15 protein-coding genes are annotated in these 12,424 nt (G+C 49.2%); 9 read left to right on the top strand and 6 right to left on the bottom strand.

Annotated features, from left to right (window positions below):
• Window positions 1-57 precede the first annotated feature (57 nt).
• The gene (locus IBX50_RS12190; RefSeq protein ID WP_292256212.1) at window positions 58-423 is read left to right on the top strand and encodes a hypothetical protein; all 366 of its coding nucleotides are present in this window, start codon (window positions 58-60) and stop codon (window positions 421-423) included.
• Window positions 424-494: 71 nt separating this feature from the next.
• Window positions 495-803, top strand: coding sequence for a hypothetical protein (locus IBX50_RS12185; protein ID WP_292256211.1), 309 nt, complete (start codon window positions 495-497; stop codon window positions 801-803).
• Window positions 804-868: 65 nt separating this feature from the next.
• Here IBX50_RS12185 and IBX50_RS12180 read toward each other — a convergent pair whose 3' ends face one another.
• The gene (locus tag IBX50_RS12180; RefSeq protein ID WP_292256209.1) at window positions 869-1,537 is read right to left on the bottom strand and encodes a hypothetical protein; all 669 of its coding nucleotides are present in this window, start codon (window positions 1,535-1,537) and stop codon (window positions 869-871) included.
• Window positions 1,538-1,600: 63 nt separating this feature from the next.
• Entirely contained in the window at window positions 1,601-2,128 is a 528-nt protein-coding gene (locus IBX50_RS12175; RefSeq protein ID WP_292256207.1) for a hypothetical protein, read from the bottom strand.
• A 107-nt stretch (window positions 2,129-2,235) separates the two neighbouring features.
• Here IBX50_RS12175 and IBX50_RS12170 point away from each other — a divergent pair, with 107 nt between their 5' ends.
• The 6 genes from IBX50_RS12170 (at window position 2,236) to IBX50_RS12145 (ending at window position 9,042) form a co-directional block, all read left to right on the top strand.
• Window positions 2,236-3,291, top strand: a complete 1,056-nt coding sequence (locus IBX50_RS12170; protein WP_292256205.1) for a ParA family protein — start codon at window positions 2,236-2,238, stop codon at window positions 3,289-3,291.
• A 1-nt stretch (window position 3,292) separates the two neighbouring features.
• Entirely contained in the window at window positions 3,293-4,687 is a 1,395-nt protein-coding gene (locus tag IBX50_RS12165) for a ParB N-terminal domain-containing protein (protein ID WP_292256204.1), read from the top strand.
• The gene (locus IBX50_RS12160) at window positions 4,684-5,214 is read left to right on the top strand and encodes a hypothetical protein (protein WP_292256202.1); all 531 of its coding nucleotides are present in this window, start codon (window positions 4,684-4,686) and stop codon (window positions 5,212-5,214) included. Before IBX50_RS12165 ends, IBX50_RS12160 begins: the two co-directional genes overlap by 4 nt.
• Window positions 5,215-5,292: 78 nt before the next feature.
• Entirely contained in the window at window positions 5,293-6,702 is a 1,410-nt protein-coding gene (locus IBX50_RS12155) for a hypothetical protein (protein ID WP_292256200.1), read from the top strand.
• A 475-nt stretch (window positions 6,703-7,177) separates the two neighbouring features.
• A complete protein-coding gene (locus IBX50_RS12150; protein ID WP_292256199.1) occupies window positions 7,178-7,594 on the top strand; it encodes a hypothetical protein in 417 nt (138 codons plus the stop codon).
• Window positions 7,595-7,620: 26 nt separating this feature from the next.
• Window positions 7,621-9,042: a GGDEF domain-containing protein gene (locus IBX50_RS12145; RefSeq protein ID WP_292256198.1), complete on the top strand. Its 1,422-nt coding sequence runs from the start codon at window positions 7,621-7,623 to the stop codon at window positions 9,040-9,042.
• 62 nt (window positions 9,043-9,104) lie between these two features.
• Here IBX50_RS12145 and IBX50_RS12140 read toward each other — a convergent pair whose 3' ends face one another.
• The 3 genes from IBX50_RS12140 to IBX50_RS12130 are packed head-to-tail and all read right to left on the bottom strand — an operon-like array spanning window position 9,105 to window position 11,740.
• Window positions 9,105-9,890, bottom strand: coding sequence for a hypothetical protein (locus tag IBX50_RS12140; RefSeq protein ID WP_292256196.1), 786 nt, complete (start codon window positions 9,888-9,890; stop codon window positions 9,105-9,107).
• Window positions 9,891-9,937: 47 nt separating this feature from the next.
• Entirely contained in the window at window positions 9,938-11,245 is a 1,308-nt protein-coding gene (locus tag IBX50_RS12135) for a hypothetical protein (protein ID WP_292256194.1), read from the bottom strand.
• Window positions 11,246-11,266: 21 nt separating this feature from the next.
• Complete coding sequence (locus IBX50_RS12130; protein ID WP_292256193.1) at window positions 11,267-11,740, bottom strand: hypothetical protein; 474 nt, start codon at window positions 11,738-11,740, stop codon at window positions 11,267-11,269.
• Window positions 11,741-11,936: 196 nt separating this feature from the next.
• Between IBX50_RS12130 and IBX50_RS12125 the strand changes: the two genes are divergently transcribed.
• Window positions 11,937-12,134 carry a hypothetical protein gene (locus IBX50_RS12125; RefSeq protein WP_292256192.1) on the top strand — a complete coding sequence of 66 codons (198 nt, stop codon included), beginning with the start codon at window positions 11,937-11,939 and terminating at the stop codon, window positions 12,132-12,134.
• Between the two features lie 87 nt (window positions 12,135-12,221).
• Here the strand turns inward: IBX50_RS12125 and IBX50_RS12120 are convergent.
• A partial coding sequence (locus IBX50_RS12120) for a hypothetical protein (protein WP_292256191.1) occupies window positions 12,222-12,424 on the bottom strand: 203 nt, incomplete at its 5' end.

The raw sequence follows: 12,424 nt of genomic DNA, 5'->3' as shown, positions 1-12,424 counted from the left end.
TATTTCCTGTTTCGAAGCACAGCCCCAAGGGTTTTACTATCGGTTTGAGGGTAAAAAATGCCAGCCCCACTCGTTTTTGCTGCTGTAGCGGGCATGACTACAACGGGAACCGCTGCCACCGCTGCAGCCGGAACTGCCGTCACAGGCATGGCCAAGATCAAATATGCGCTTGAAACAGCCCAAACAGCCTTCAAGGGCGTGACCGAGATCATGGATCAGTGCAGTAAAATCAAGGATTCAATTTTTGGTCCGCAAATGGCGGATAAAGCCAAGGAGATTGGAGCCATGCAAGGCACCCCGGCCATCGAAGAGCATGCTGCCAAAGCACCCGGCTTTTCAGGAGCGCTAGTTGAAATTGTTATGGGTCGTGGTCGCTCTAGTGAACCCGGGATGGATCAATCCGGTCCATCAATAGGAGGTTAAGATGCCAAAGGTGCTTTTGATCGCTGATTTGCAGCAGGCCTTTGCTGGCTTTCATTCAGAGCAGCTCCCTATTGGATTACGATTTGGTGATTGTAACCCGCCAGCACTCGATGCCTGGCGTTCCCGATTGCACGCCCTCTCCCATTCCGTACAAGAGCCACGGTTTCGAGCTCTCCTTCGACCTGCTCCCGGGCGGTGTTCTGGTCGACAAAAATGCTGTCTCTTGCGTTGATCAACGCCTGATTGAGCTGCTGCAGAATGCCGAGATTAATGAGCTGGACTTGGTGGGCGCGGAGTGGCACCCAGGAGCTTTCAAGCAAATAGCAGAGGATTTTCAAGCCAAGGGCATTCAGGTAAACCCGCTCACCCAATTTGTGTAGCACTTCTTCCAAATTCCAATCAAAAAAACCGGCTTTCGCCGGTTTTTTTCAGGATCAAGAACAAATCAGCCCATGCCGGGAACCTGATTCATGCTGTGCGTTGGATCCAGTGTCATGGTGCGTGCATGCATGGCTGCTTTCATTACCGCATTCAAGGCACTTGATCCACCGGCATCGATAGTGCTTTCGGTATCATCCAGACTGCCCAGCATCCGCTTGATTTCCGATTCTTCCTGCTCAAGCAGTAATTCAAGCGCGAGGCGCTGCTCCACCTCATCAAGATCATCAAAGCCGCTGTCATTGTCGAGCAGATCCTGGTTATCGGAAATACTGTTTTGCAGGGTATCCACCACGTTATCCTTGGCAGAAGAAAAGGCATCACGGATGTTTTGCGCAATTTTTGCACCGCCATCACCTGCTTTTAGTAATGGGTCTACCACTAGATTGATGAATTTGTTTAGCTTGCTTATTCCAGGAACAAAGCGGAGCACGGATGTAGCCACTGAAGCTTGTGCGGAATAAGCAGATAGCAAATCGGTGATTTCTTCAATGTGATCGACAATGGATGTGTCTTTAAACAGGAAGGACTTAGCGCTAGGGCCTAAAGCGCCGCCCTCAGCCTCAAGGCCGGTACCTTCAACACCGCCTTTAAACAGTCCTTTCAATGTACTGAAGTTATCAATCGCAGCATTTGTGGCGTCGGTAACTTTACTGGAAATCTTAAATTCTGGCATAGCGGTTACTCCAATGCAGGTCAGGTCGAAATACAAGGTTCAACCACAGCATAGCCTCATTCGTTATTCTTGATCGCCTCCCCCGCTGAAGGCTGGCAGAGCCATTTCAATCAAAGCTTTCAGGCAGGCTTTGCGCTGAACACTGGCACCATCCAGTGATTTGGATCGCTGAATCCCCATAGCTTCAGCCAGCTGGTCGATTTGATCAATCAACAGTCGATCCTGGTTATCTAGTACCAGCTTACTCTCGTTGCGTAGCCGTCGAGCACGAAAGGCGCGCAGCATCAGTTGATAAGTTGCTGGCTTGAGCGCTCCATGCAGCACCAAAATAAAGAGCTCCCTATCTGTACTTAACCCCATGTCTTCCATGTCTTTAATCTTGTAGAGCAGCAAGTTCAGGCTATGAGTCATTTGTTCGTATGTCCAGCCTGATGCGGTTATGGACTCGTGGAGCTCTGCATTTCTGCTGCTTTTGATCCAGTGCAGAAAAAACGCAAGGCTGGCATCGTCAAAAGGAGTCGGTTTGCGCCTCACTGACTCGCTGCTATTCATGCGCATGATTTTTAAAATCTTTTCTGGGATAAGTGCCATAACCCGACCCTTTTTGTGACTGACAAAACTTCCAAAACAAGCATTAAATACTTCCAAAATAGCTTATTTAAACTTCCATAATCTTGATTTTACGCCCTTGCTATCGCATGATTCAAGCATGGGAATACCCAAAACGAAGCAATCTTTCAGCAACTGACAGAGATACCACGAGTGAGGGCTTTATGGATTTTAGTAATCGTGCAATCAAGACACCGGTACTGGCGCTGACCAACCACAAAGGCGGGGTCGGAAAATCAACGCTGGCTCAGCTGCTGTCATTTTTCTTTACCCGTGTTCTCGGCATGAGAGTATTGGCTTTTGATCTTGATCCTCAAGGCAACTACAGTGCGTCGATGATCGAGATGGATGACCGACCTCAGTTTAATCACCCGGCAGACAGTCCGCTGGCAATGTACCCCAACAGTGTTAATCCGCCTGATCACCCGATGTACGGCCACCCCTACTCCATGTATGAGACATTGGTTGAGGGCGTTTTAATGCCCTATGCAACCCGTGTTGATGGATTGGAATTGGTGCCATCAACGGGCCTGCTGTCATCCTATGACATGATGTATGCCGGTGATTTGTATCGACTGGACGAGATCCTCAATGACCCTGAAAATCTCGAACTGATCAACTCTTATGACCTGATTATTATTGACACACCTCCAGCAGTGGACACCTGCTCTCAAAATGCCAATTTTGCAGCCACGCACATCCTCGTTCCCATGTTGCTTGAGCGCAAATCAATGGACGGCATTAGCGCTACACGCGCCCTTAACGCCATGCGTGAAAGCCATACGCAGCGCGATTACAGCTTGCGTCTGATTCCGAATCAGGTAGATCGTCGCATGGGTGTCCACCAAGACGTACTAAAGGAGTTGAAGGATAGTCCTGTTTACAAAGAGCTCTTACTGTCGGAAATACCACACAGAGCGTCAATCAAAGACCTGGATATGATCGGTGCCAACCCATTCAGCCCCGATGGACTGTCGCCCAATGACCCTCTGCGCAAAATCTGGACAAAATTTGGCATCGAGGTTGCCACTTGGATCGGATTTGATGAGCAGGTGAAGTCTTTGAAAAAAACAGAACGGGCGCGACAGGAATTGAATATCCATGCTGCCACCAAGCGCACAAAGAAAACCGTCCAAGGAGCATAATATGGTTACTACTGTATCCGAGAAGCGCCGCAATACATTCAGAAGCACCTTGACGGACTCAGCGGTTCATTCCAAGCGCCGTCTAAGTACCATGGCGCAGTGCAAGGTGACGACCATCCATCCCAATCCGTTAAACGCCCGCGAGATTACGCTACTGCGCTTGATTGACTATGATCACGATAAACTGATCGCGCTGTTTAGTGCGCACTGGAGCCAAGCAACTCCGAATTTGGATGAGCTTTTGGCACAGCTTGGTATGGATGCCGACTCGCTCAGCGCACATGATATTGATGATCTTCAGGAGACGCTTAAATTAGCTGCCAGCATCCAGCAGTATGAAGACGTTCTCCAGCCGGTCGTACTGATGGCTTATCCCGGAAAGCTGAATCAATATATTCTCTGTGCAGGTCACCGGCGCTGGGTGGCTTCATTGCTTGCCGGTGTTGCATCGATTTCATCGGTGATTCGCACCCCGGCTGACCGCCAGGCAAGCATTGAGGCTCAAACGCTTGAGGTGCTCTACATCATGAGCACTGAAAACAATCAGCGCAAAGATTTATCGCTGATAGAGGAGCTTTTGATGGCTAAGCAGGTGGTTAATGCTTATCAGGCTGTTAACAACGCCACGATTACACCGAAAGAATTTGTTGAAAAAACAGGCGTTAATCGAAAAAAAAGCGCCATTCTGATCAGGTGGGTTAGCGAGATTGCAAAACCCTTTGAAATCAATCCTTCACACTATCTTGGCTCGAATCTAACGCTGGCTCAGCTGAAAGACGCTCTTGACCAGGAGTTAGACGAAACTGGTTGGAATGCATTTCTGAATAATCCTCTCTCGTTATCCCTGCCCGATCAGGCACCAACCAGCAATACGATCAAAAATACGCAGGGTAATGATCACCATAAAAATCCCGGCACAAAGCCTCAAGACGACAAAGGTCTTGCGAAGGACGCAATTTCTTCAGTCTCCCCGGCCAACCCTGCCTCGGGATCGGCTGAGGACGACAGCCTTGAAGATGATGACAGTTATATCGACCCGATAGCGAGTGCTGTTGACGTTCCGCCAGCACAAGAAGATAAAGCCGGAGCAGCCATCCATCGCTTAATGGAAGATCTCGGAAGCGAATCAGAACCACCTTCAGGTCACCCGAAGCCGGAGCAGGGACCTGATTCAGGAAATGACGACGATGTGACTTCTGAAGATGGTTATCCTCAGCTTGGGCAGCAGAGCATTCAAATCAGTACAGATGCCATCGTACTTTTGATCGATAAGCTATTGGCGGTGCAGGCCATCAATCCGGATCAATATCAATTACTGTATGATGCCATTGTTTTAGGTGAGGGCGATCCTGAAAGACTGATAGCCAAGATGTTTTTTAGCCGGGGTGAATCATGAGGCTTATTGAAGGCACCCGAAAAAAAGGTCTCCAGCGTGGCCGTAAACCAGTGAATCAAGAGGGTTTGCGACTGCGGATTCATGACCCCAGCATCGTTCTCCCTTCGCAATCCAAGATGCCGGAGCAGCCTGCAGACACCCTGCGGGTGCGCTTAAAAATCACACCAGCACTGCGCGACGAACTCAAGCGCACCCATGCAAGAATGGGTATCTTTATAGAAGCCGGAATCCGTGAATTACTGTTGTTAGAGTCGTTTCGGCAAACGGCATGGGATCGCCCCGATCCGGATCAAAGCATTTTTTTTGGAACCTTGATGCTTGGACGCCAGGTGCTCGCTGAACCAGGAAAAAAAGTTGAGATCATGCCGCGAATCAGCCTTGAAGCTTACCGAGCGATTGCCAATTGCGTCACTTTGATCAATCAAGTGCCCACGCCAAGTAAAATAACCTTCACGGAAGAAGAGGTAGCGCTGGCCGCCCTGTGCCGCAAACTGTATTCGGGCACTTTGGCACAGGGCGCAGCTTAAAAGCGGGATGTTCACCACACAAAAAAACAGAGCTTGCCTCTGTTTTTTTGTACAGGCACAGTTCTACGAGTAGAAGATATGTCAGATAAAACGATCAAAAATACGCAGGGAAAGTTAGTTGAGCCCGAGGATCATTTTGAACAACTGAGCTTGGATGCTACCGTCCTTGGGACAGCCCCGCCAACTTATCCTGTGCGTTCGGATGAAGTTGTTTCGTCTGAAAATATGCACCCTGGAACCGGTCGCAGTTTTGACATCGCGCTGTTTGGACTGCATCCCAACCGGATGCGCTCACAAGCCGGACAGAACTGGTCAAATAGCTTTGCAGCATTCACATCCCTCCCCTGGTTTAACCTGAATAAAAAAGACCTGTATGTTCCCATGCGTTCGCAGCCTACTCAGCCGATCCGACAGCATTCAGTTCAGTTCGGAGGTAATGCCTATAAGCTTACGATTGCCCCTGCGCTGATTAACCGCTCCCACTGGCGGGATCTCGGCCCTCGCGAGGAGATGGTGCTTGATGGGCTGATCAAGATGGCCACCTCAAGCAGAGGCTTGATAAACAATGGTCGTGCTGGCACCGCGTTTACGATTCGATCCCTCTTATCCATCATGCAGTGCAGGTTAAATCATGTGCAAGTGGTTGAGGCGCTTGACGTGCTCAGTGGAGCGCAATCAACGCTGACCTATACCTCGGCCAAGGGTACGACGGTAACTGAGCGTGGATCGCTCCTGCCGCGGCTGAAACTGGTGCGCCGGGAAGAGTGGATGATGATTCGAAAAAACAATGAAGAAATCAGGAGTGATGACCTTTGTTATGCAGAATTTCATCCGTTGATCAGCGATGCCATACAGCAGGCCAGCTATCGGATATATGATCTGGATACTTACTACCGCATCAGTTCGTATGTGGGTCGCAGGCTTTATAAATTTCTCTGCCAGATCTTTCGGGCGCCGAGCGTTTACGTTGCTGATGATGCGGCTGCAGAAGAGCTGCGAGGATTTACTTTGCACGCCCGCCACTTCCTGATTTCGTGTGCAGTCATTACACTCGAAGAGGATGCTTCTGAAGATCACCCTGTGCGCATTTCACATAAGCTGGCGACTATCAAAAAAGCCCTCAATGCACTGACCTCGGCAGGCGTTCTTTCAAGCTATCAGATGATCAAAAAGAAAAAGGAGTTTGTCAGCCAATCGCAGGCACCCGTGATCACTGATTATATTTTTCACATAGTCGCCAGTCGTGAGTTTGCCGAGCAGCAACGACGATCCAACTTTGCTGCACTGGATACTGCTGAGCGCCATGTTTTGTCTAAGGCGCTTTTGCCGGGTGCAAGCGAAGAGACTCAGCCTGTTGTTGCCAGAAAGCTTCTGACGGCCAGCACAAAGCAGATTAAAGGGTTGGTTGATGACCTTGAGCTTAGACCGCAGGTTGAACAGATCACTCAGGCGGGGAGGCGCAGCAAGCTGATCAAATCCGATCCTTAATCAGAGAGCTGAGAGCGAACGATTTATTAACGTCTTTTTGAATTCATGAATTCAAAAGATTAACTGCTTAGACATCGGCTCACCATCCCTGGATCACCGGCTGCATCAGGTGTCCGGGGATTTTTTTTTGAGCGGAATGCGATTCAAAATATGCAGGGGGTGTTTTGTATTTAAGCAGTTTTGTGTTTGCAAATACGCATCACCACAGCTGTAATTCTGCAGGATAACGAATCAAAGTATGCACCTTCACCGCTTCAGGTTTTGTCCACAGCCGCCTGAAGTGTATAACGACATGCCGAAGCGTGTCTTTTAGGTGACGCATCCTTTAAAGGATACATCTGGGCGTGTCGTTATGGGTGCTTGCCACCGGATGCCCTGTACGCAATTTCTGTGAGAGCAGATGCCAATTAAAAGCAGGTAGAATACCCTTAGACGCTTCAAGCCTGAAAGGCGTAACCGACAGAAGGTTTTTTATATGAACAAACCTGCACCAATTCATCAGCTGCTTCTGCCCGAATTAAAGGATGCGATCAAGCTGTTATTCAATACAAAATCCCAGTGCCGTGAAATGCTGCAGCTGGTGGATAATCTTAATTCACACATGGATACCCCTCAGCACAAAGCACGACATGCGCAGCAGCAAGATTTCTGGGCATCCAATCTGGTGCATGTTTCCGAGCATTTGGCTGCAATGGAAGAGTCTGTTCGTCAAATCGAATCAGGGCGCATTGATCCAGACGATACCATGAGACAGTCTGTCTTGACCGTGGTTGATCAGGCACAAGAGTTTGCAGAACACATAGCAAAAATCTACAACCAGGTCATGATCAGTATTGCCCCTATTGAAGCAGAGCTTGAGCGAGAAATTGCTGCAGCACAGCGAGCACACTAATTCAGTGCAAACAGAAGGATAGCCGGATGGATCGTTTTTTTGTATTTGGCAGTGCCCACGTATCCATGATAGCGCAAGGCACGAAGGCGCTAGCCCCAGGGCGATACAGCGGAATGGTGACCTTGATGGCAGATGGTACCGCGCTACAAACGGCATCAACGGCACGCTGGCTGAATAATGCATCGGGATTACCGGATACGGACATTGAAGTGGTTGTGCCTTTCTTTAAGCGTGATGCTATCAATCAGATGATCCTTAGGGATGCACTCGAGCTAGGTATAAAGGCAAAGGTTAGACCTGTTCTGGTAGACCCTCCCGCCCACCACGTTATTGCTGCTCAAATGGATTTGAAGGGCTCAGATGGGTCGCTAGACATTCAGGTTGAGTGCAGTCCATTGAGTAGAGCTAGCTTCACGCTGCCACAGCCATCGGTCAAGTCAGGGATAGCCCTACTGGATGGCCGGGCATCATTATCAACCCTGAATGAAATGCTGACAAAGCTCAAAGATGCAGACTTCACCACAGTGGTTTTTTTCCCAAGGGGTGAGAATTTTCATTTGATTTCAGTGCTAGAGGATCACATTGATGCCGTGGTAGTGGAGCGTGTTTTGGAAGATTCAGAGGAGCATGGTGATGATAGGGAGCCTATTTTTGCGCCTTCTAGCCATTATCTGACCGCAGAATGGGTGCGAGACGACACGGGGCAATTCCATGTGGTTTATATCACCCCCAAAAACTCCCTGGAAACCGAAGAGCTTATGCTCCCGGAAGATCTGTCTCTTGAAGAACTGCAGGTCGGTCATCTTGCCGCGATGCTTTCAAGGTCGAGAGAGTTGTCGGGTCGCTCGTGCCTTCCGCTCGCTGTCCATATTGAGGCATTTAACAAGGATATGGCTGTTGTTCAGATGCAGGATCACACCATGCATCTTGCGCCACAATTTGAGGCTTTGGCCGATAAAGCTTTGCGTGACCAGCTAACAGGTCTCAGTAATCGGCACCAAGCGGAGCGATTGCTGTGTGACGTGACTCAGGGCTGTATTGCCATGATTGATCTGGATTACTTCAAGTCTGTTAATGATGTGTACGGCCATGATTTTGGAGATGAGTGCCTAAAGTATTTTGCAGGGGTTGTGCAATCCGTTATCCGTCCGAGCGACATGGTGTTTCGATGGGGTGGTGAAGAGTTTATGATTTATCTGGACTCACGTTTGGATGATGCGCAGCGTATTTGCCAGCGCGTGGCTGATCAAATGAAGAGCATCACATTTGCTGATTTGCTTAAAAACTATGGTCTTGAAGCCGTGCCGGAAGAGCGTAAATACTTAACAGCCAGCATTGGGCTGACCTCTATTGAAGACAAAAGCAACTGGTCGGAAGCGTTATCTGAGGCTGATGTGGCGGTCTACAAAGCCAAATCCCAGGGGCGTGATCGAATAATTGTAATCTGAGCCGAAAACAAATAGACATTCCTTGGCATGTCTATTTGGTGACACATCCGCAAATAGACACATCATGTCATGTCTATTTGAAGTGCTGCTTTTGTGGTGGCGGGGGAAGCGGCCAGGCCGACACCCATTTCATTGACCTGATCATGCTCCAACAGGAGCTGGTGTCGAACCATTTCGATTTGAGACTCCAGCTCTGAGTCAAAGCTTTGCGGCTTCGTAGCATTCAGCGTATCAATCAGGGCGCGAATATCAGCCTGCAGCATGGGTGTATTTCCAGCATGCAGCTGGGACATCAAGCTGATCAGTTGTTTTGCCTTTTCACGCTCATCAGGTGTCATCTGGGCAAAGGCGCGCCCAGAAGCAGGTTTTGCTCCAGCGTTCAGACGCTCATAGGCATCTGCAACATCTGGATCGCGTTTTATAAAATCACGCAGTGCGCCAGCGACACCCTCAACTGAAATGGCACCCAGCAAACCAGCGGCAATGACGTTGGCAGTTGCAACAGTTCCGACCGAGAAATCACCGGACAGCTGCCCCTCTTTCAAAAGACTCAATGCTTCATGAACGGAGATGCCAAAGCCAGCGGTTGCGGCAAATAACAGGGAGGCCGTGAACACAATCCCCGCCTTACCTGCCTTATCCAGTAGGTTTTTTGTCAGTTGACTCAGGCCGTCAAGGTGGCTTGCTTTGAGTGCCTGACTGTATGCGTAGGTGCTGTCATTAGCCGCTTCGTCAAGATGATCAAGGATGCGATGGGCTTGATCTTTGTTGAGCGGAGCGGTTTGCGCCAGCAGGGTTGCCCCTCTTTTGGCTCCAGCAGGTATGTTTGAATGGTACACTTCAGCCATATTTACGATCTCCAAAATGATTTTTTATTGTTATAGCCATAGGGCGGTTACTTATTTCTCAGGATTAACTGACGATCAATGACCCATCCAAATTGATTGGCTCTAGGTGCATATTTTTGATCGTTTTGCTTGATTGATTCTTGAATCTTGTTTTGATCCGCGCCTTGCAGGGTATTCATTTGAGCGGGTGAACGGTCACCGTACACATCTCGAAATGCCGGGATAACATCGGTTTCAGGACCATAATAGGCATTGGCACCCTGCAGGATGCGGCCATGCAGAGGCATGGGCTTACCTTGTTCGCGAACCTCCCAAGGCACAGGCCAGTTCACAAAAAGGCGAATCCCGTTATTTGTTCTGCTGCGGGTGTTCCAAAGGTGATGCGCGAGCGCGTAAAGATCCTGGGTAATGCCCGGCTGGTAAATGTGCTCAGCATCAAGAAGGATAATCAAGTCCAGTGGGGCGGGTTGAAATGTGTGCGTATTTTTAATCGTTTTTGCATCATCGACCTGCTCCTGTTGGCTTTTCCATTGCAGTGCAGCTTGGGTCGCTCCAAAAAGATGCATTAGGAATTGTGTGCTTTGACCAGGATCGAATAGCACTTTGTAGCGGGAACCAGGCGCAAGGCTGCCAGCATCCATATCCGGCAAAGTTTGCAGCACTTCATCCATCAGATTCTCTAGCCTCTTGATCATGCCAGCATGGGCTAAATACAGGTCCTTCAGCATCTTGATCTGCCGCCCCTTCAAGCCAGCATGAAGGGGCTTTCCTGGCTCGTGCCGAATATGATCAATTAGACCAAAGCTAAATCCTGGGTAAGCCTGCAGCAATCGAATGGCACTGCCGAGTTCCGGCATGACCGTGAGCGGATTGATAACCCGCTGCAGAAGTGACTCAGGGTTCGAGAGCTCACCCATCTGTGCCAAAAATTCATGATGATCGGTCATCTGATCGCCGCCTCGGGCATCGGAGGCATAGGCCAGAACAGCTTGAATAATCGTCAGGTGATTAACCTCATCTTCTTGCAGTAGCGGATCATCAATAATGGCTGTAATGGATCGTTGAGCAGCCATAGCCACTTGAGAGACAGTGATATGCTGTGCACAGCCAACCTGGCTGCGCTTGGGTAAATCTGGAATATCCGAAAGCATGTCAAGGCAAGATATGGATTCCGGAGCAATCAGTATTTGAGGTCCGGCACCGGAATTTCCAACAGGCGCAAGGCTGTTAATGCATTCCATTGCATGTGTTGGATTGCCGGCCAGCATCAACCCATGCACCAGCGGAAAAGGAGGTTGAATCTGCAGCGCAGAACGATCTGTATTAAACATTTTTTTAAAGCGGGTCAGTAACACAGGAAGGCTCCGAATGTTTTTTCAAGACTCGAGGTGCTTGATAATAAGTTGTTGACGCGGAACCCAGCACTCCAAAAACTGCTGGATGCGCGACGAGGGTTCGCTGAGCTTGCGATGATTCAGTAGAAGTCCGGCCTGAAGCCTTAACAAAACCCAGCCATTGGTTTTGATTTCAAAATCTTTTTCGCGATCGCGCAGAAAGGCTTCTTTGAATTTGCCGTGGTACTGCCAGCCGTCCACCTCAATCCCGATTTTTAATGCGGGCAAAGCGAAGTCAATTTCATACCTGGACTGCCTGCTGGCACCGGTGTAGTTTTCTACCCAGTCATCCCGAAAAGCTTGAAACAAAGGGTCACCGCGCAGTAGGTGACGCAAATGCACTTGGGCTGGGCTTTCCGCTTTAGGTTGCTTAGCGCTCTTCTTTTTTTTTGAAGTTGCTTCGCCGGTGCCAGCAATGGATTTCTGCAGGTTTAATTTTTGCTGAATCTGTTCCATGGCACTGCTAGACAGCTGAGACTGCTCTCCATTCAGGTTCTTCAAATCTTTAAGGGATAGCCTTAATCCAGCCACAAAAGCCTCCGAAAATATACTTTATAGGATAACCTATACTAGAATAATGAGGGATAAAAGGCAAAAAGAATGTTGCCGTTGGATAGAGTTAAAAAGGCATATCCATACAAATGAATCAACCATGCTGAAATCCATCCAAAAACCCATATCAGGTATCGGCTTTGTGCTGGGGGCACCCAAGGAGCCGGGCGGCATCTGGGTAAGCAGGGTTGATTTGATACTGAACGAAGAAAAAGCCGCTGCCTCCGGCTTTACACCGGATGACATTGAACGAGCGAGGAGCTGGAGAAATTCTGTGCGGATCACCGCAACAGGCTGATGCAGGCTTACACTCAACCCCGATGTATGCGCAAAAAAGCCCCGATCCTTCGGGGCTGTAAACCTGAACACCAAAACCAAAGACTGATCAGAACCGGTAAGCTGCCCCCAGAGAGAACGCACCATCAGCCATATCAAAGCGCCCGGACACAGAGATCGGCATATTCAGCTTGCTGCTGAGGTCGTAATCCGCACGGGCATACCATTCATTGGCAATACTGCCTTTGCCCATGGACTGAAACGCTAACTCCATTTGCATCTCGGGCATGTTTTTCAGGCCCAGCAGCAGCA

Source organism: Marinospirillum sp. (assembly GCF_014859565.1).
Note: the sequence above shows the minus strand (reverse complement) of the source record. Positions and strands in the feature narration are given on the sequence as shown.

Bases quoted from the DNA above. Each gene is read 5' to 3' on its own strand.
- IBX50_RS12190 (WP_292256212.1), top strand. From the start codon at position 58: ATGCCAGCCCCACTCGTTTTTGCTGCTGTAGCGGGCATGACTACAACG.
- IBX50_RS12180 (WP_292256209.1), bottom strand. From the start codon at position 1,537: ATGCCAGAATTTAAGATTTCCAGTAAAGTTACCGACGCCACAAATGCT.
- IBX50_RS12175 (WP_292256207.1), bottom strand. From the start codon at position 2,128: ATGGCACTTATCCCAGAAAAGATTTTAAAAATCATGCGCATGAATAGC.
- IBX50_RS12170 (WP_292256205.1), top strand. From the start codon at position 2,236: ATGATTCAAGCATGGGAATACCCAAAACGAAGCAATCTTTCAGCAACT.
- IBX50_RS12165 (WP_292256204.1), top strand. From the start codon at position 3,293: ATGGTTACTACTGTATCCGAGAAGCGCCGCAATACATTCAGAAGCACC.
- IBX50_RS12160 (WP_292256202.1), top strand. From the start codon at position 4,684: ATGAGGCTTATTGAAGGCACCCGAAAAAAAGGTCTCCAGCGTGGCCGT.
- IBX50_RS12155 (WP_292256200.1), top strand. From the start codon at position 5,293: ATGTCAGATAAAACGATCAAAAATACGCAGGGAAAGTTAGTTGAGCCC.
- IBX50_RS12150 (WP_292256199.1), top strand. From the start codon at position 7,178: ATGAACAAACCTGCACCAATTCATCAGCTGCTTCTGCCCGAATTAAAG.
- IBX50_RS12145 (WP_292256198.1), top strand. From the start codon at position 7,621: ATGGATCGTTTTTTTGTATTTGGCAGTGCCCACGTATCCATGATAGCG.
- IBX50_RS12140 (WP_292256196.1), bottom strand. From the start codon at position 9,890: ATGGCTGAAGTGTACCATTCAAACATACCTGCTGGAGCCAAAAGAGGG.
- IBX50_RS12130 (WP_292256193.1), bottom strand. From the start codon at position 11,740: ATGGAACAGATTCAGCAAAAATTAAACCTGCAGAAATCCATTGCTGGC.
- IBX50_RS12125 (WP_292256192.1), top strand. From the start codon at position 11,937: ATGCTGAAATCCATCCAAAAACCCATATCAGGTATCGGCTTTGTGCTG.